At 69.5% G+C, this 16710-nt stretch carries 16 protein-coding genes; 11 read left to right on the top strand and 5 right to left on the bottom strand.

Annotated features, from left to right (window positions below; all coding sequences use genetic code 11):
- The first annotated feature begins 99 nt into the window (after positions 1-99).
- The 4 genes from AAFF32_RS04550 (at position 100) to AAFF32_RS04535 (ending at position 2323) form a co-directional block, all read left to right on the top strand.
- Positions 100-390, top strand: a complete 291-nt coding sequence (locus AAFF32_RS04550; RefSeq protein WP_216964561.1) for a DUF2782 domain-containing protein — start codon at positions 100-102, stop codon at positions 388-390.
- An 88-nt stretch (positions 391-478) separates the two neighbouring features.
- On the top strand, positions 479-1225 hold the full coding sequence (locus AAFF32_RS04545) for a methylated-DNA--[protein]-cysteine S-methyltransferase (RefSeq protein WP_342316611.1): 747 nt from the start codon (positions 479-481) through the stop codon (positions 1223-1225).
- Positions 1222-1962 carry a 2OG-Fe(II) oxygenase gene (locus tag AAFF32_RS04540; RefSeq protein WP_216964565.1) on the top strand — a complete coding sequence of 247 codons (741 nt, stop codon included), beginning with the start codon at positions 1222-1224 and terminating at the stop codon, positions 1960-1962. The genes AAFF32_RS04545 and AAFF32_RS04540 overlap by 4 nt, the downstream gene beginning before the upstream one ends.
- 118 nt (positions 1963-2080) lie before the next feature.
- Entirely contained in the window at positions 2081-2323 is a 243-nt protein-coding gene (locus AAFF32_RS04535; RefSeq protein ID WP_342316610.1) for a hypothetical protein, read from the top strand.
- 82 nt (positions 2324-2405) lie between these two features.
- Here AAFF32_RS04535 and uvrD read toward each other — a convergent pair whose 3' ends face one another.
- The gene (gene uvrD, locus AAFF32_RS04530) at positions 2406-4586 is read right to left on the bottom strand and encodes a DNA helicase II (RefSeq protein ID WP_342316609.1); all 2181 of its coding nucleotides are present in this window, start codon (positions 4584-4586) and stop codon (positions 2406-2408) included.
- A 72-nt stretch (positions 4587-4658) separates the two neighbouring features.
- Between uvrD and AAFF32_RS04525 the strand changes: the two genes are divergently transcribed.
- Entirely contained in the window at positions 4659-5645 is a 987-nt protein-coding gene (locus AAFF32_RS04525) for a hypothetical protein (RefSeq protein ID WP_342316608.1), read from the top strand.
- 100 nt (positions 5646-5745) lie between these two features.
- On the opposite strand, the gene AAFF32_RS04520 is transcribed toward AAFF32_RS04525, so the two are convergent.
- Complete coding sequence (locus AAFF32_RS04520; RefSeq protein ID WP_216964576.1) at positions 5746-6315, bottom strand: TIGR00645 family protein; 570 nt, start codon at positions 6313-6315, stop codon at positions 5746-5748.
- 403 nt (positions 6316-6718) lie between these two features.
- On the opposite strand from AAFF32_RS04520, the gene AAFF32_RS04515 reads away from it, so the two are divergent.
- From AAFF32_RS04515 to AAFF32_RS04490, 6 genes are all read left to right on the top strand, one after another.
- Positions 6719-7414, top strand: coding sequence for a glutathione S-transferase N-terminal domain-containing protein (locus tag AAFF32_RS04515; protein WP_342316606.1), 696 nt, complete (start codon positions 6719-6721; stop codon positions 7412-7414).
- 44 nt (positions 7415-7458) lie between these two features.
- A complete protein-coding gene (locus AAFF32_RS04510; RefSeq protein WP_342317223.1) occupies positions 7459-9672 on the top strand; it encodes a S9 family peptidase in 2214 nt (737 codons plus the stop codon).
- A gap of 247 nt (positions 9673-9919) precedes the next feature.
- Positions 9920-11743 carry a DUF885 domain-containing protein gene (locus AAFF32_RS04505; protein ID WP_342317222.1) on the top strand — a complete coding sequence of 608 codons (1824 nt, stop codon included), beginning with the start codon at positions 9920-9922 and terminating at the stop codon, positions 11741-11743.
- Between the two features lie 323 nt (positions 11744-12066).
- The gene (locus tag AAFF32_RS04500; RefSeq protein ID WP_216965332.1) at positions 12067-13245 is read left to right on the top strand and encodes a beta-ketoacyl-[acyl-carrier-protein] synthase family protein; all 1179 of its coding nucleotides are present in this window, start codon (positions 12067-12069) and stop codon (positions 13243-13245) included.
- Between the two features lie 17 nt (positions 13246-13262).
- Positions 13263-14036: a beta-ketoacyl synthase chain length factor gene (locus AAFF32_RS04495; protein ID WP_216964579.1), complete on the top strand. Its 774-nt coding sequence runs from the start codon at positions 13263-13265 to the stop codon at positions 14034-14036.
- Entirely contained in the window at positions 14036-14872 is an 837-nt protein-coding gene (locus AAFF32_RS04490; protein WP_342317221.1) for a glycosyltransferase family 2 protein, read from the top strand. The genes AAFF32_RS04495 and AAFF32_RS04490 overlap by 1 nt, the downstream gene beginning before the upstream one ends.
- A 100-nt stretch (positions 14873-14972) precedes the next feature.
- On the opposite strand, the gene AAFF32_RS04485 is transcribed toward AAFF32_RS04490, so the two are convergent.
- The 3 genes from AAFF32_RS04485 to AAFF32_RS04475 all read right to left on the bottom strand — a co-directional run bounded on the left by AAFF32_RS04485 (position 14973) and on the right by AAFF32_RS04475 (position 16686).
- Complete coding sequence (locus AAFF32_RS04485; protein ID WP_216964583.1) at positions 14973-15467, bottom strand: DUF4156 domain-containing protein; 495 nt, start codon at positions 15465-15467, stop codon at positions 14973-14975.
- 77 nt (positions 15468-15544) lie between these two features.
- Entirely contained in the window at positions 15545-16291 is a 747-nt protein-coding gene (gene fabG, locus AAFF32_RS04480) for a 3-oxoacyl-ACP reductase FabG (protein WP_216964585.1), read from the bottom strand.
- Complete coding sequence (locus AAFF32_RS04475; protein WP_216965334.1) at positions 16288-16686, bottom strand: phosphotransferase; 399 nt, start codon at positions 16684-16686, stop codon at positions 16288-16290. Before AAFF32_RS04475 ends, fabG begins: the two co-directional genes overlap by 4 nt.
- Positions 16687-16710: the final 24 nt, after the last annotated feature.

Here is a 16710-nt window from a genome sequence, read left to right as displayed (position 1 = left end):
ACGCTCCGCTGCCGGCGCGGCCGTCACCCGCGCGATGATCGGCAGCGCGTATCCTGTGCACTGGACCCGCCCCGTTCGCCCCCCGGCCAGGAGACCGTCATGCGCACCGTTCTGTTTGCCCTGCTGCTTCCGCTGACCCTGATCGGCTGCGCGACGATGAGCAACGACCCGACCGCCGACCTGCAGAACGCGGAAGTGCGCTCGCGCACCGTGAGCGGCGGCGACACCATCGACGAGTACTACGTCGCCGGCCAGTTGCGCGTGGTCCGCATCACGCCGGCGCGCGGCCCGGTCTACTACCTGGTGGACAACAACGCCGACGGCATCCTCGACAGCAGCAAGGGCGAGGGCCCGATCTCGCCGGTGCAGTACAAGCTGCTGACCTGGTAAGCGCTCGCGCGACACGCCGCACGATCCGGATATCGGGCGTGCGCGGCGCCGCCTAGAGTCGATCGCGTTCCTTCCACGGGAGAACGCGATGGACCTCAACGACACTTTCGACCTCCGGCACGATCCGCGCTGGGCTGCGCTGTGCGCGCGCGATCGCGACGCCGACGGGCGCTTCGTCTATTCGGTCAGGACGACCGGCGTGTATTGCCGCCCGTCCTGCGCCGCACGTCGACCGCGCCCGGAGAACGTGCGTTTCCATGCGACGCCCGACGAGGCCGAGCGCGCGGGCTTTCGTGCGTGCCGCCGCTGTCATCCGCGACGCGACGCGGCACGCCCGCAGGCCGTCCGCTTCGCCATCGGCGAAAGCTCGCTCGGCCTGGTGCTGGTGGCGCAGAGCGATGCGGGACTGCGCGCGGTGCTGTTCGGCGACGACGCCGGCGGGCTCGTGCACGACCTGCAAGCCCGCGAGCCCGACGCGACGCTCGCCGTGGACGCCGCCGGCATGCAGGCGACGCTGGAGGAAGTGGTCGATTGCATAGAGGCGCCGCACCTGTCGCTGGATCGACCGCTCGACCTGCGCGGCACGCCGTTCCAGATCCGCGTCTGGCGGGCGTTGCGCGAGGTACCCACCGGCACCACGGTGAGCTATGGCGAATTGGCGCGCAGGCTCGGCGCCGCAGGTTCCGCGCGCGCGATCGCCGCGGCTTGCGCGGCCAATCCGCTGGCGGTGGTGGTGCCGTGCCATCGCGTGGTGGCGGCGGACGGCGCGATCTCCGGCTATCGCTGGGGCGTGGCGCGCAAACGGGCGCTGCTGCAACGCGAGGCGCGCGCATGAGCGCCGCGCTGCGTCTTCGCGACGATGCGGCTGCGTTGACCGAGCGCATCGCGTGGCAGGACTGGGCAGGCGTCAGCACCGCGCTCGACGCACGCGGTCATGCCGTGCTTCCAGGCCTGCTCGACGACACCGAATGCGCCACGCTGGCCGCGCTGTACGACCTACCCGACGGTTTCCGCAGCCGCGTCGTGATGGCGCGGCATGGGTTCGGCAGCGGTGAATACCGCTACTTCGCCTATCCGTTGCCGTCGGTCGTCGCGCGGCTGCGCACGTCGGTGTATTCGCACCTCGCGCCCATCGCGAATCGCTGGTACGCGGCGATGGGCGTGGATGTGCGCTATCCGGCGGTGCATGCGGAGTTCGCGCGGCGTTGCCACGACGCCGGGCAACTGCGACCCACACCGCTGCTGCTGCGCTACGACGCCGGCGACTACAACTGCCTGCACCAGGATCTGTACGGCGAGCACGTGTTCCCGCTGCAGATGGCGGTGCTGCTGTCGCAGCCGGGCGCGGACTTCGACGGCGGCGAGTTCGTGCTCACCGAACAACGCCCGCGCATGCAGTCGCGCGCCGAGGTGGTGCCGTTGAATCGCGGCGATGCGGTGGTCTTCGCCGTTCATCACCGGCCGGTGCGGGGCAGCCGCGGTGTGTATCGCGTGAACATGCGCCATGGCGTGAGCCGGGTACGTTCAGGGAGACGTCACACTTTGGGCATCGTCTTTCACGACGCGCTGTAGAACTGGGCCATAGTCTCGCGACGACCCTGCGGCGATGCGGGCATTCAAGCTTCGCAGGCGGCCGCCGTTAACGAGAGACCGCGCCGTTCACTGCCGGCGCGACGGAGGAAGCCCCGGCGTGTCCGGCAAAGAACGACGCAAACTCGCGCAGGCGCTCGACACCACCTCGTTGCGCCAGGGGCTGACCGAGGCCCAGCGCCGCACGCTCGAGGAACTGGAACACTTCCAGTGGACGCTGGAGTTCGTGCGCCGTCCGCTGTTCCAGGATCCGGTGCCGGTGATGTTCGACCGCCAGCGCACGCGCTGCGTCGCGCTGCTGCCGGACGGCACGCTGGACGAGGCGCCGAAGCTGCGGAAGTGAGCGAAGCCGCTGAGCGGGCGAAATCCCTCTCCCCTTGCGGGAGAGGGACAGACTGCGAAGCAGTCAGGGAGAGGGGTACGGCTTACGCCGGCTGCAGATTCGCGTACGCCAGCACCAGCCACTTGCTGCCGGCGTCGTCGAAATTCACCTGCACGCGCGCATGCGCGCCGCTGCCTTCGTAGTCGGTGACGGTGCCCAGTCCGAACGACGGATGGCGCACCATCGAACCCAGGCGCACGGCCGGTTGTTCGATCGCCGCATGCCCCATGTCGCGACGCTGCACGCCGCCGGAATACGGCCGCGACACCTGCACCTTCGGGCGCACTTCGTTCAGCAGCGGCGCCGGGATCTCGCGCAGGAAGCGCGACGGCACGCCGTACATGTCGGCGCCGTGGATGCGGCGCGTCTCGGCGTAGCTGAGCACCAGTTTCTGCCGCGCGCGCGTGATGCCGACATACGCCAGGCGGCGCTCTTCCTCCAGGCGACCGGATTCCTCGGTGGAGCGCCCGCTCGGGAACACGCCCTCCTCCATGCCGGCCAGAAACACCAGCGGGAATTCCAGTCCCTTGGCGCTGTGCAGCGTCATCAGCTGCACGCCCTCCTCGCCGGCCTGCGCCTGGCCTTCGCCGGCCTCCAGCGCGGCGTAGCTGAGGAAGGCAACCAGTTCCGGCATCGCCTGTGCGTCTTCCTCGTCGTTGCGCGTGAAGCGCGAGGCGACGGAGACCAGTTCGTCCAGGTTGTCCACGCGCGAATCCAGCTGGCCGCGCGATTCGTTGAAGTAGTGCTCGCGCAGGCCCGAGCGGATCAGCACGTGATCGATCTTCTCCGGCAGCGTCATCGTGGCGACTTCGTTGTCGACGTCGTCGATGAGCGCGAGGAAGCCCGCCACGGCATTGCGCGCACGCGCGGTGAGGGCGTTCTCGGCGACGATGCGCCGCGCCGCTTCCCACAGCGCGACGGCGTCGGCACGCGCGCGGCGGCGCACTTCGTCCAGCGTGCGCTCGCCGATGCCGCGCGTGGGCGTGTTCACGGCGCGCTCGAACGCGGCGTCGTCCAGGCGCGAGGCGATCAGGCGCAGGTAGGCCAGCGTGTCCTTGATCTCGGCGCGCTCGAAGAAGCGCTGGCCGCCGTACACGCGGTACGGCACCTGCTCGGCCAGCAGCGATTCTTCGAAGGCGCGCGACTGCGCGTTGCTGCGATAGAGCACCGCGACTTCGCCATAGCTGCCGCCGTCGCGCACCCACTGGCGCAGGCGCTCGACGACGAAGCGCGACTCGTCCATCTCGTTGTAGGCCGCGTACAGGTCGATCGGCTCGCCGGTGCCGCTGTCGGTCCACAGGTTCTTGCCCAGGCGGTCGGGGTTGTGCGCAATGACCGCGTTGGCCGCTTCCAGGATGTTGGCGCTGGAACGGTAGTTCTGCTCCAGGCGGATCGTCTGCGTGCCGGGGAAATCCTTGAGGAAGCGCTGCATGTTCTCGACCTTGGCGCCGCGCCAGCCGTAGATCGACTGGTCGTCGTCGCCGACGACGAAGACATGGCCGCTGTCGCCGGCCAGCACGCGCACGAAGGCGTACTGGATCGCGTTGGTGTCCTGGAACTCGTCCACCAGGATCTCGCGGAAGCGGTGCCGGTAATGCGCCAGCAGCGCCGGCGTGTCGCGCAGCAGTTCGTGCGCGCGCAGCAGCAGCTCGGCGAAGTCCACCAGGCCGGCGCGTTCGCAGCGCTCCTGGTAGGCCTCGTACGACTTGAGCATCACGTCGGCCCAGGGGTCGTTGTTGCCGGGCTGGATGTTCTGCGGACGACGGCCTTCGTCCTTCTGCGCGTTGATCCACCACGCGATCTGGCGCGGCGGGAAACGCGCCTCGTCCAGCTCCAGCGCCTGCACGACGCGCTTGACCAGGCGCAGCTGGTCGTCGGAATCGAGCACCTGGAAGCCTTCCGGCAACTTCGCTTCCTGCCAGTGCAGCCGCAGCAGACGGTGCGCCAGGCCGTGGAAGGTGCCGATCCACATGCCGCGCGCGCCGTGGCGCAGCTGGCCGTCCACGCGTGCGCGCATTTCGCCCGCGGCCTTGTTGGTGAAGGTCACCGCGAGAATGCCGTGGGTCGGCACGCCGTGGACTTCGTTCAGCCAGGCGATGCGATGCGTGAGCACGCGCGTCTTGCCGGAACCGGCGCCGGCGAGGACGAGGTAGTGACCGGGCGGGGCGCTGACGGCCTCGCGCTGCGCTGGATTCAGCGCGTCGAGCAGGTGGGAGACATCCATGCGGGTATTGTAGCGGCGGTGGTCTCAGGGCCCGCGTCGCGTGGGTTCCATTGGCGGGCCGGAGGACTTCGGATGCGTTCGATCGTGACGCCGCTTCGCATCGTGCTGGGCCTGCTGCTGGCGGCCATGGCGACGGCGACGCCCGCGCAGGACGAGACGACGCCCGACGCGGTGCGCGTCCTGCGCGCCGGCGACAGCGAGCTGCGCGTGGAAGTGGTCGGCGTTGCCGACGCGGGCCGTCGCGCGCAGTTGCAGGCGTGGCTGGCGGAAGTCGCGCAGGCGCAGCTCACCGCCTACGGCCGCTACCCGCTGCGCAGCGCGCGGGTGCGGATCGAACAGGTCAGCCGAGAGGATGAAGGCGGCGAAGACGAAAGCCCCGTGCCCTGGGGCCAGACCCTGCGGCGCGGCGATACCGCGGTGCTGCTGTACGTGCGTGGCGACGCGACTATTCCGGAGCTGCGCGCGGACTGGACCGCGATCCACGAGCTCTCGCACCTGTTCCATCCCTATATGGGCCGCGACGGCCGCTGGCTGTCGGAAGGTCTGGCGAGCTATTACCAGAACGTGCTGCGCGCCCGCGCCGGGCTGCTGTCGCCGGAGCAGGCGTGGCAGTTGCTGGATGCGGGTTTCGAGCGCGGCCGGCGCGAATCCAGCGGCCGCCCGCTGATCGAACTCAGCCGCGATCACAAGGGCACGATGCGCGTGTACTGGGCCGGCGCGGCGTTCTGGCTGGAAGCCGACATCGCCCTGCGCCGCGACCACGGCCGCAGCCTGGACGAGGTGCTCTCGCGCTATTCGGCGTGCTGCCTCAACGGCACCGGCGAGGTCGCGCCGCGCGCGTTCGTGGAGGAACTGGACCGGCTCGCGGGCGCGCAGGTGTTCGCGCCACTGTACGCGCGCTATGTCGATTCGCGCGCGTTTCCGTCACTGGAGGCGGCGTATCGCGCGCTCGGCATCGACACGCGCGGCGAGCGTCTGGTGTTTGGCGACAAAGGCCCGTCGGCGGTCTTGCGCCACGCGATCACCTCGCGCGGCAGCGGACGGGCCGCATCGCCTTGAGGAAACAACACCGCAGCGCCGTACGGCAGCCACCGTTCACCGCTCCGGCTCCATTGGCCCTCACCCCAACCCCTCTCCCGGCGGGAGAGGGGCTTGAAGGTTAGCGCGCGGCCGGGTGGGCGTCCTTGTGCGGCTTGTGCGAGGCGGCGGCCATCAGCTTGTCGGTGTAGGCGATGCCTATCGCCGACAGGATGAACACGCAGTGGATGATCGTCTGCCACATCACGCCGTCGGCGGTGTAGGTGCTGTCCGCGGCGCCGAGGTTGCCGATGGCGATGAAGGTCTTGAGCAGGTGGATCGAGGAGATGCCGATGATCGCCATCGCCAGCTTCACCTTCAGCACGCTGGCGTTGACGTGGCTCAGCCACTCGGGCTGGTCGGGATGACCTTCCAGGCGCAGGCGCGAGACGAAGGTCTCGTAGCCGCCGACGATCACCATCACCAGCAGGTTGGAGATCATCACCACGTCGATCAGGCCGAGCACCATCAGCATGATCTGCTGCTCGGTCCATTCCGTGGCGTGCAACATCAGGTGCCAAAGCTCCTTGACGAACAGCACCACGTACACGCCTTGCGCGGCGATCAGGCCCAGGTACAGCGGCAGCTGCAGCCAGCGCGAAGAGAAGATGAGGGCGGGCAGCGGGTTCAGCGAAGTCGGGCGCTCGGCCATGCGGGGCGTCTCGGCTCAAATCGGGGCCGGCTAGGGTAGCGGCCCCGGATGACGGTCGCCATGCCCGGGCGGGTCAGTGGGCGATCGAGGTTCGGGGCCCGGAGCTCCGGGCTTGGAGCTCGGCGCTCCGGGTTTGGAGCTCGGCGTTCCGGGCTCGAAGCTCGGCGCTCCGGGTTCGGAGCTCGGCGTTCCGGGCTCGAAGCTCGGTGCTCCGGGTTCGGAGCTCGGCGTTCCGGGCTCGAAGCTCGGCGCTCCGGGTTCGGAGCTCGGCGTTCCAGGCTCGCAGCTCGGCGCTCCGGGTTCGGAGCTCGGCGTTCCAGGCTTGGCGCTCGGCGTTCCGGGCGCCGGGCGCGGTCGCCCTTACACTGGGCGACCCCGCCGCCGCCCACCGGAGCCCGACACCATGATCGACCTGCACTACTGGCCCACGCCCAACGGCCACAAGATCACGATCTTCCTGGAGGAAGCGGGCCTGCCGTACACGATCCACCCCGTCGACATCGGCGCCGGCGACCAGTTCAAGCCCGATTACCTGACGATTTCCCCCAACAACAAGATGCCCGCCATCGTCGACCGCGAGCCGGGCGACGGCGGCCCGGCGATCAGCGTGTTCGAGTCCGGCGCGATCCTGGCCTACCTGGCCAACAAGACGGGCAAGTTCGTGCCCGCCGACCTGCGCGGCCGCACCGAGGTCAGCCAGTGGCTGCACTGGCAGATGGGCGGCCTGGGCCCGATGACCGGCCAGTACGGCCACTTCCACGTCTACGCGCCGGAAGACCTGCCCTACGCCAAGGAGCGCTACCAGCGCGAAGTGCTGCGCTTGCTGGGCGTGCTCGACCGCCGCCTGGAAGGGCGCGAGTTCGTCGCCGCCGGGAGGCTGTCGATCGCCGACATGGCGATCCACCCCTGGATCAATCCCTACACCAAGGCGCCGCTGGATCTGACGCCGTTCGCCAACCTGCGCCGCTGGCACGAAGCCATCGCCGCACGCCCGGCGGTGAAGCGCGCCTACGCACTGGCCGAGAAGTACGGTGCCAAGCGCGAAATGACCCCGGAAATGCACAAGATCCTCTTCGGAACCCCGTCCAACCCCGCATGAAGAACCTGACCGTCCGCGGCGTCGCCGCCTCCTGCCTGCTCGCCATGTCGATGACCCCGTCGCTGTCGCCCCTGGCCCACGCGCAGTCCGCGCCCGCGCCGCAAAAGCTCACCCTCGAAGCCCTCGCCGGCGATGCGCCGCTGTCCGGCCCGAGCCTGATGAAGGCCAAGGTGGCCCCGGACGGCACGCGCGTGAGCTTCCTGCGCGGCAAGGACACCAACAAGAACCGCCTGGACCTGTGGGCCTACGACATCGCCAGCGGCAATACCGTGAAGCTGGTGGACGCCGACGACATCCTGCCGGGCGATGAAGTGCTCAGCGACGAAGAGAAGGCCCGCCGCGAGCGCCAGCGCATCGCCGGGCTGAGCGGCATCGTCGACTACCAATGGGCGCCGGACGGCAAGTCGCTGCTGTTCCCGCTGGGCGGCGAGCTCTACCTGTACGACCTGGCCAAGCCGGGCAAGGCCGGCGTGCGCAAGCTCACCCACGGCGAGGGCTTCGCCACCGATCCCAAGATCTCGCCACGCGGCGGCTTCGTCAGCTTCGTGCGCGAGCGCAACCTGTGGGTGATCGACCTGGCCACGGGCACGGCGACGCAGCTCACCCACGACGGCAGCGACGTGATCGGCAACGGCGTGGCGGAGTTCGTCGCCGACGAGGAAATGGGCCGCCACACCGGCTACTGGTGGGCGCCCGACGATTCGGCCCTCGCCTTCGCCCGCATCGATGAAACGCCGGTGCCCGTGCGCAAACGCCAGGAGGTCTACCGCGACCGCACCGACGTGATCGAACAGCGCTACCCCGCGGCCGGCGACCACAACGTGCTGATCAAGCTCGGCGTGATCGCGCCCAATGCCGGTGCCGCGCCGATGTGGGTGGACCTGGGCGCCAACCCGGACATCTACCTCGCCCGCGTGGACTGGCGCGATCCGCAGCGCCTGACCTACCAGCGTCAGTCGCGCGACCAGCACAAGCTCGAGCTGGTCGAAGCCAACCTGCAAAGCGGCCGCCAGCGCGTGCTCGCCACCGAAACCAGCACCACCTGGGTGCCGCTGCACGACAACCTGCGCTTCCTCCAGGACGGTCGCATCCTGTGGGGCAGCGAGCGCAGCGGTTACGAACACCTCTACGTGCTGTCCGAAGACGGCGCCAAGGCCACCGCGCTGACCTCCGGCGACTGGCCGGTGGACGGCGTGCTCGCGGTGGATGAAACCGCCGGCTTCGTCTACTTCGCCGCGGGCAAGGATTCGCCGCTGGATTCGCAGGTCTACCGCGTGCCGCTGGCGGGCGGCGCGATCCAGCGCCTGTCGAAGGCCGACGGCACGCACAGCGCCAGCTTCGCCGGCAATGCCAGCGTGTACGTCGACAACTGGTCCAACCCGACCACGCCGCCGCAGCTGGAACTGTTCCGCAACGACGGCACCCGCATCGCCGCGCTGCTGAAGAACGACCTCAAGGATCCCCAGCATCCCTACGCGAAGTACGCCGGCGCGCAGCAGCCGATCGAGTTCGGCACGCTCAAGGCCGCCGACGGCAGGACGACGCTGCACTACAGCCTGCTCAAGCCGGCGGGCTTCGATCCGAAGAAGCGCTATCCCGTGGTCGTGATGGTCTACGGCGGTCCGGCGTCGCAGACGGTCAAGCGCGCGTGGGCGCCCGACTTCAACCAGTACCTCGCGCAGCACGGCTATGCGGTGTTCTCGCTCGACAACCGCGGCACGCCGCGCCGTGGCGCGGACTTCGGCGGCGCGCTGTACGGCAAGCAGGGCACGGTGGAAGTGGCCGACCAGCTCAAGGGCGTGGAGTGGCTGAAGTCGCAGCCGTGGGTCGAGGATTCGCACATCGGCGTGTACGGCTGGTCCAACGGCGGCTACATGACGCTGATGCTGCTGGCCAAGGCCTCCGACCAGTACGCGTGCGGCGTCGCCGGCGCGCCGGTCACCGACTGGGGCCTGTACGACACGCACTACACCGAGCGCTACATGGGCCTGCCGTCGGCCAACACCGACGGGTACCGCGAAGCGCGCGTGCTCACGCACGTGGACGGACTGAAGTCGCCGCTGCTGGTGATCCACGGCATGGCCGACGACAACGTGCTGCTCACGCACACCACCGCGCTCGCCGAGGCCATGAACGCACGCGGCCAGGCCTTCGAACTGAAGACCTTCCCGGGCGCGAAGCACGGCTTCAAGGGCGACGACAACCTGCAACGCCTGCGCCTGACGGAGAATTTCTTCGCGCGGTGTCTGAAGCCCTGAGGGTTGGCGACGCCTCCGCTGTTGCTCCCTCCCCTGCTTGCAGGAGAGGGTTGGGGAGGGGTCGCGAAGCCGCAACGCGGCGAGTTCGGCGCTGACGCGCCTCACAACCCCCTCCCAACCTCCCCCTGCACGCAGGGGGAGGAGCAACAAGCTGCAGATAAGCAACCGCGCATGACGTTAGAGGGATGGCCTCGTCAGACCTGACCCCTCATGCTCGCCGGCGGACCCATCCTCCTGCGAAGCCATGATCAAGCCGCTGACCCTCGCGATCGCCCTGTCCCTCACCCTCGCCGTCGGCGCCCCCGTGCTGGCCCAGACGGCGCAGCCCGCCGCCAAGTCTGCCGCCGCACCCAAGCCTTCGCCGGCCTGGGTGACCCAGAGCAACGAATACGCCCAGGTCCTGCTCAAGTCGCAGGCGGAATTCGCGCCGGAGCAGATGTCGTTCTTCGGCGTGCCCGGTTACGACGAACGCGTCGCCGATCTCAAGCCCGATGTCTCCAAGCGTTTCCGCGCGCAGACCGCGAAGGCGCGCGACGAACTCAAGGCCAAGCTCGCCACCGAGCGCGATCCGAACGTGCGCCAGGATCTGGAAATCATGATCCGCGCCGCCGACGACAGCATCGAGAGCAGCGAGCTCAACGAACGCCTGATGCTGCCGTGGAACGACGTGCCGCAGATCGTCTTCAGCGGCCTGCAGGGCCTGCTGTCCGACCAGACGCCGCCGGAGCGTCGCGCCAAGGCGCTGGAACGACTGAAGAACTACGTCGGCCAGGGCACCGAAACCACGCCGATCACCGAGCTGGCGAAGGCCCGCTACACCGAGCGCGCCTCCGACACGAAGCTCACGTATCCCACCAGGCTGGAAGTCGAGCAGTCGCTGGGCAACGTCGATACCTACATCGCCGGCATCCGCAAGCTGTTCGACAAGTACAAGATCGAAGGCGCGCAGCAAGCGCTGGCCGCGATGGAAACGCAGCTGAAGGATTACGGCAGCTGGGCCCGCGCCAACGTGCTGCCGACCGCGCGCACCGACACCAAGCTGCCGCCGGAGCTTTACGCCAACAGCCTCAAGCAGTACGGCATCGACATCGACCCGAAGCTGCTGATCCGCCGCGCGCAGGTGGAGTTCATGGAAACGCGCGCGGCGATGCAGCAGCTCGCCCCGCTGGTGGCGAAGGCGAACGACCTGAAGGTCGCCAATCCGCACGACTACGTGGCGGTGATCCGCGCGCTCAAGCAGCGCAACATGCCCAACGACCAGCTCGAGGCGCGCTACCGCACGGTCATCGACGAGATCGATCCGATCATCCGCAAGGAGCGCATCGTCGATGTGCCGCAGCGTCCGATGGTGATGCGCCTGGGCAGCGAGGCCGAATCGGCCGCGCAGCCCGCGCCGCATTTCCTGCCGGCGCCGCTGATCGGCAACACCGGCCAGCAGGGCCAGTTCGTGCTGCCGGTGTCGGTGCCCACCGCCGACGGCAAGGCGCTGGAGTACGACGACTTCAACTTCGACGCGGTGCGCTGGACGCTGTCAGCGCATGAAGGCCGTCCGGGCCACGAGCTGCAGTTCACCGCGATGGTCGAGCGCGGCATCTCGCTGGCACGCACGATGTTCGCGTTCAACTCGGTCAACGTCGAAGGCTGGGCGCTGTACGCCGAGGCCGAGATGGTTCCCTACGAGCCGCTCGACGGCCAGCTGATCGCGCTGCAGTTCCGCCTGATGCGCGCCGCGCGCGCGATGCTCGATCCGATGCTCAACCTGGGCCTGATCGACCGCGAGGAAGCCGGCCGCATCCTGCGCGACAAGGTCGGTCTGTCGGAGGCGATGACCAAGCAGGAACTGGACCGCTACACCTTCAATGCGCCGGGCCAGGCGGGCAGCTACTTCTACGGCTACAGCCGCATCCTGGAGCTGCGCATGGAGACGGAGATCGCGTTGGGCGACAAGTTCGACCGCCTCGCCTTCAACAACTTCCTGCTCGACCAGGGCCTGCTGCCGCCGGACCTGCTGGCCAAGGCCGTGCGCGAGCAGTTCGTGCCGGCGCAGAAGGCCCTGGCGAAGAAGAAGTAAGCACGTCCTGAAGCGCTGATGCGCCTTGAACCCCTCTCCCGCGTGCGGGAGAGGGGTTGGGGTGAGGGCCCCAACGCTGCCTCAAGGTAAGAGCGCCCTCATCCGCCCTGCGGGCACCTTCTCCCGCAAGCGGGAGAAGGGAACACCCCGGCGCCGCTGCACCGCCCCATTCACTCAATGCCGACCTTCCCCCGTCGCGCCTGAACACAACGGCCGCCCGCACGCCGCGGACGGGCCGCGCGCACCCCGCTGGCTATACTTTCGCGAACGCCGACCGGGAACCCTTCGTGCCATCCACGCTGCATCCGTCCACCGCGCAACCGATGGCGCCCCTGGCAATCCGTGCCTGTACCGCAACCAGCGCCGTCGGCGCCGGCCGGCAGGCGCTCGCCTCGGCCCTGCGCGAAAGCCGCAGCGGCCTGCGCAGGAATGATTTCGGCATCGACCCGCTGGCCTGCTGGATCGGCCGTGTCGACGGCCTGGAGACGCTGGCGTTGCCGGCCGCGCTCGAGGAATGGGATTCGCGCAACAACCGCCTGGCCTGGCTGGCATTGCAGCAGGACGGCATGCGCGAGGCGATCGACGACGCCATCGCGCGCGTCGGCGCCGATCGCATCGCCGTCATCATGGGCACGTCCACGTCGAGCATCGGCAGCACCGAAGAAGCGTACGCATCGTTGGATGCGGGCGAATTTCCCGAGCATCTCGCGCGCCCGCACGTCCACACGCCGCATTCGCTCGGCGAGTTCGTCCAGCACGCCACCGGCCTGCGTGGCCCGTGCATGACCGTCGCCACCGCCTGTTCGTCCAGCGCGAAGGTGTTCGCGCAAGCCGCGCGGCTCATCGCCGGCGGCCTGGCGGATGCGGCGCTGGTCGGCGGCGTGGACACGCTGTGCGGAAGCGTGTTGTTCGGCTTCAACTCGCTGCAGCTGGTGGCCGACGAACCGTGCCGTCCATTCGATGTCACGCGCACCGGTCTGTCGCTCGGCGAAGCCGGTGGTTTCGCGCTGCTCGAACGCGCGCGTGAGGGCGACACCGGCTTGCAGCTGCGCGGTTACGGCGAATCCAGCGACGCGCACCACATGTCCTCGCCGCACCCGGAAGGCCTGGGCGCACGCCTGGCGATGCGCGATGCGCTGCTGCGCGCGGGCATCGACGCCGGCGATGTCGGCTACCTCAACCTGCACGGCACCGCCACGCCCGCCAACGATTCGATCGAAGCGGCGGCCGTGGCGTCGCTGTTCCCCGCAAGCCTGCACGCCAGTTCGACCAAGGGCTGGACCGGCCATACGCTGGGTGCGGCCGGCATCGTCGAATCGGTGATCGCGCTGATCGCACTGGAACGCGGCGAACTGCCCGGCACGCTCAACAGCGCCGCGCCCGACCCCGCCTGCGGCCCGCAGATCCGATTCGCGCCGCAACGCGCCGACATCCGCTACGCGATGAACAACTCGTTCGGCTTCGGCGGCAACAACTGCTCGCTGGTATTCGGTCGCGCATGAGCATGGCGGAATCGCGGATGTTGCAGGCGCGGATCGAAGGAATCGGGTTCTGGACGCGCGGCCTGCCCTCTTGGGCGGCAGCGCGCGCCTATGCGCTCGACGGCACGCAGCCGGCGGACGCGCCTTCGCGTCCGTCGCCGCAGCTGCTGCCGCCGAACGAACGCCGCCGCGCGCCGGAAACGGTCGCCATCGCCCTGGAAGTGGCCATGGCCGCGTGCGAGGCCGCGGGGCGCGATCCGGCGTCGATGCCGTCGGTGTTCGCCTCCACGCATGGCGAACTGGCGATCACCGACTACATGTGCGCGACGCTGTCGCAGGATCCGCGCGCGCTGTCGCCGACGCGCTTCCACAATTCCGTGCATAACGCCGCGGCCGGCTACTGGACCATCGGCACCGGCGCGATGCAGCCGGCCAGCGCGATCAGCGCGCATGCGGCCAGCTTCGCGCAGGGGCTGATCGAAGCGGTGACGCAACTGGCCGGCGGCGCCGAGGCGGCGCTGCTGGTGGCCTACGACGGCCAGGCCATCGGCCCGCTGGCGCGCGTGGCGCCGAGCGAGGGCCTGCTCGGCGGCGCCCTCGTGCTTTCGCGCGACGGCGCGGGCCCGTTGCTGCGCGCACGCCTGGTGGCGAGCTCGCGGCCGGCGCCCGCGATCGGCCCGCTGGCGCGTTTTTCCGCTGGCAATGCGATGGCGCCGATGCTGCCGCTGTTCGACGTGCTCGTGCGTGGCGAGGGTTCGGCGTACCTGCCGGCCGGCATCGCGCACGATCTGTTCGTGGAGGTGACCCCTTGATCGACCGCAATTCCCGCCCGCACCTGAGCCGCGACGATCTGGTCGTCGTGATTCCCGCATTGAACGAGGCGCTGCGCATCCGCGACGTGGTCGAAGGCGCGCTGGCCGAATGCCCGCACGTGATCGTGGTGGACGACGGTTCCGACGACGGCACCGCGCAGCGCATCGCCGACCTGCCCGTCACCGTGCTGCGCCACGAGGCGCGCATGGGCAAGGGCGCAAGCCTGCGCGACGGCTTCGCCCGCGCGCTGGAGATGGGCGCGCGCGCGATCATCAGCATGGACGGCGACGGCCAGCACCGGCCCGCCGACATTCCGCGGATGCTCGCGGCGGCGAACCGTCATCCGGGCCACATCGTGATCGGCGCGCGCCTGCGGCGGCGTTCGCAGCAGCCGATCTACCGCCGCCTGGCCAACGAGTTCGCCGACTGGGGCATCGCCTGGGGCACCGGCTACCAGCTCGCCGACAGCCAGAGCGGGCAGCGTCTGTACCCGGCCGCCGTCGCGGCGATGACCGACGTGCCGGGCGAGGATTTCGTGTTCGAGGCGCAGGTGCTGATTTCGGCGGCGCAGCAGCTGGGCACGCGCTGCGTCTCGGTACCGATCGAATCGCGCTACAAGTGCGTGCACAGCGACGAGCAGTTCCGCCCGAGCCACTTCAAGCCACTGCGCGATTTCACGCGCATCACCAGCCACGTCGTGTTCGGCGTGCTGCGGCGCGGCGGCATTGCCGAGATGTTCCGGCGCATCCGCGCCAATCCGGTGTTGATCGACGATCCGTCCGGCGAGTTCGCAAGCCAGCCGCTCGAAGACGCGTTACCGACGCGCTCGCCCTGACTGCTTTTCGCTCCTCCCGCTTCCTGCCCCTCCCCTGCGTGCAGGGGAGGGTTGGGGAGGGGTCGCGAAGCCGCGTCGCGGTGAGCTCGGAAGAGCCCCCTCACTTCACCGGCGACGGCGCCTGCTGCGGCGCCACCGGCGCTTGCGAGGCCGGCGGCGGATTGGGCACGTAGATCGCCACGCCCTGACCGAACTTCTTGGTCGGCGAGATGTTCACGCCGATGCCGCCGGAGCTGAAGCTGCCGCCTCCGCCACTCCAGCTGCCACCGCCCGCGCCCACGCCCACGCTGCTGCCGCCGCCGGTGTTCTGGGCGCCCATGAACAGCACGCCGTTGGCGCCGAGCTTGGCCGCTTCCACACGCAGGTTGTTGATGACCGCGTCCATCTTGTTCTGCTCGCCGTAGGTGAAGTTGCCGCTGGCGGTCTCCAACTGGGCGATCTCCTCGTAACCGCCCGGCGGCGGCGTGAAATAGACGCGCACCTGCGACGGGTCGATCGGCGCGCGCGGCGTGCCGGTGACCAGTTGCGAGGTGGACGAGCAGCCGGCCAGCGCGGCCAGGGCGAGGACGGCGAGGGTCGATGCAATGCGGCGCATGGCGGCGCCTCCGTGTTGGGTTGCCGCGATCCTACGCCAGCGCAGGTGGGCTGAAAGCGAAAAATGTCGCTTTCCGTTCAGCTCATGCCGCCGTCGATGCCGATCACCTGGCCGTTGATGTATCCGGCCGCGTCCGAGCAGAGAAAACCGATCAGCGCCGCCACTTCCTCCGGCCGCCCCGCGCGCCCGGCGGGCACGAGCTGCTTGATGGCGTCGGCCGGGAACGCCGCCTCCGCCATGCGCCCTTCCACCACGCCCGGCGCCACGACATTGCAGGTGATGCCGCGGCTGCCCATCTCGCGCGCCAGCGACTTGGTGGCGCCGTGCAGCGCGGCCTTGGCGGCGGCGTAGTTCGCCTGCCCCCGATTGCCCAGCACCGCGGCCACCGACGACACGCTCACCACCCGGCCCCAGCGCGTGCGCGCCATCGGCAGCAGCAGCGGCTGGGTGACATGGAAGAAGCCGTGCAGCGACACGTCGATCACGCGCTTCCACTTCGTCTCGCTCATGCCGGCCATCGGACCGTCGTCGTGCACACCGGCGTTGTTGACGACGACCTGCACCGGGCCGTGCGCCAGCAGCGATGCCATGGCCGCCTGCGAAGCCTCCGCATCGGCCACATCGAACGCGACCGCCTCCGCCCGGCCACCGGCCGCGAGGATCTGCGCGACCACCGCGTGCGCGCGTTCGACATTGCGATTGGCATGCACGATCACCTCGCAGCCGTCGGCCGCCAGGCGCCGGCAGATGGCGCTGCCGATGTCGCCGCTGCCGCCGGTGACCAGCGCGCGACGCGGACCGTCGTGTTTCTTCTGCGCACTCATGCGCCATCTCCGGAAGGAAGCGAATGCAGCACGGCAGCGCGACCTTCGGCCAACGGCGCGCCCTGGTGCGTGACGAGGAAACGGTACTGGCTGCCGCCGGCATCGGCCATCAGGCAGTGCGCTTCCACGTCCAGCGCACCGGGCAGGTCGTCGAAACGCGCCACGTGCAGCCTCACGTCGCGCAATGCGACGAGCATGCCCGGCTTCACGCCCTCGCCGGCCGCGCGTGCGAGCAGGCCGCCGTGCACGGCCATCGCCTGCGCGCCGTATTCGCACAGGTGCACGGCATGCAGCCGATCGCGATGGCGCAGCGGATGCGCGGCATCGCGGTGGTTGTGCGCGCGCAGACGGATCGATTGCGCATCCCAGGCGACGACTTCATCCCACAGGCACATCGCGCCCTGATGCGGCACCAACGT

The sequence above is a fragment of the Lysobacter sp. FW306-1B-D06B genome (genome assembly GCF_038446665.1).
GTDB lineage: Bacteria > Pseudomonadota > Gammaproteobacteria > Xanthomonadales > Xanthomonadaceae > Lysobacter_J.
The sequence above is the reverse complement of the archived record's forward strand: the minus strand, read 5'-3'. Positions and strand labels throughout refer to the sequence as shown.

Coding starts and splice junctions, on each gene's coding strand:
- AAFF32_RS04550 (WP_216964561.1), top strand. CDS start 100: ATGCGCACCGTTCTGTTTGCCCTGCTGCTTCCGCTGACCCTGATCGGC.
- AAFF32_RS04545 (WP_342316611.1), top strand. CDS start 479: ATGGACCTCAACGACACTTTCGACCTCCGGCACGATCCGCGCTGGGCT.
- AAFF32_RS04540 (WP_216964565.1), top strand. CDS start 1,222: ATGAGCGCCGCGCTGCGTCTTCGCGACGATGCGGCTGCGTTGACCGAG.
- uvrD (WP_342316609.1), bottom strand. CDS start 4,586: ATGGATGTCTCCCACCTGCTCGACGCGCTGAATCCAGCGCAGCGCGAG.
- AAFF32_RS04525 (WP_342316608.1), top strand. CDS start 4,659: ATGCGTTCGATCGTGACGCCGCTTCGCATCGTGCTGGGCCTGCTGCTG.
- AAFF32_RS04520 (WP_216964576.1), bottom strand. CDS start 6,315: ATGGCCGAGCGCCCGACTTCGCTGAACCCGCTGCCCGCCCTCATCTTC.
- AAFF32_RS04515 (WP_342316606.1), top strand. CDS start 6,719: ATGATCGACCTGCACTACTGGCCCACGCCCAACGGCCACAAGATCACG.
- AAFF32_RS04510 (WP_342317223.1), top strand. CDS start 7,459: ATGTCGATGACCCCGTCGCTGTCGCCCCTGGCCCACGCGCAGTCCGCG.
- AAFF32_RS04500 (WP_216965332.1), top strand. CDS start 12,067: ATGGCGCCCCTGGCAATCCGTGCCTGTACCGCAACCAGCGCCGTCGGC.
- AAFF32_RS04495 (WP_216964579.1), top strand. CDS start 13,263: ATGTTGCAGGCGCGGATCGAAGGAATCGGGTTCTGGACGCGCGGCCTG.
- AAFF32_RS04485 (WP_216964583.1), bottom strand. CDS start 15,467: ATGCGCCGCATTGCATCGACCCTCGCCGTCCTCGCCCTGGCCGCGCTG.
- fabG (WP_216964585.1), bottom strand. CDS start 16,291: ATGAGTGCGCAGAAGAAACACGACGGTCCGCGTCGCGCGCTGGTCACC.
- AAFF32_RS04475 (WP_216965334.1), bottom strand. CDS start 16,686: ATGTGCCTGTGGGATGAAGTCGTCGCCTGGGATGCGCAATCGATCCGT.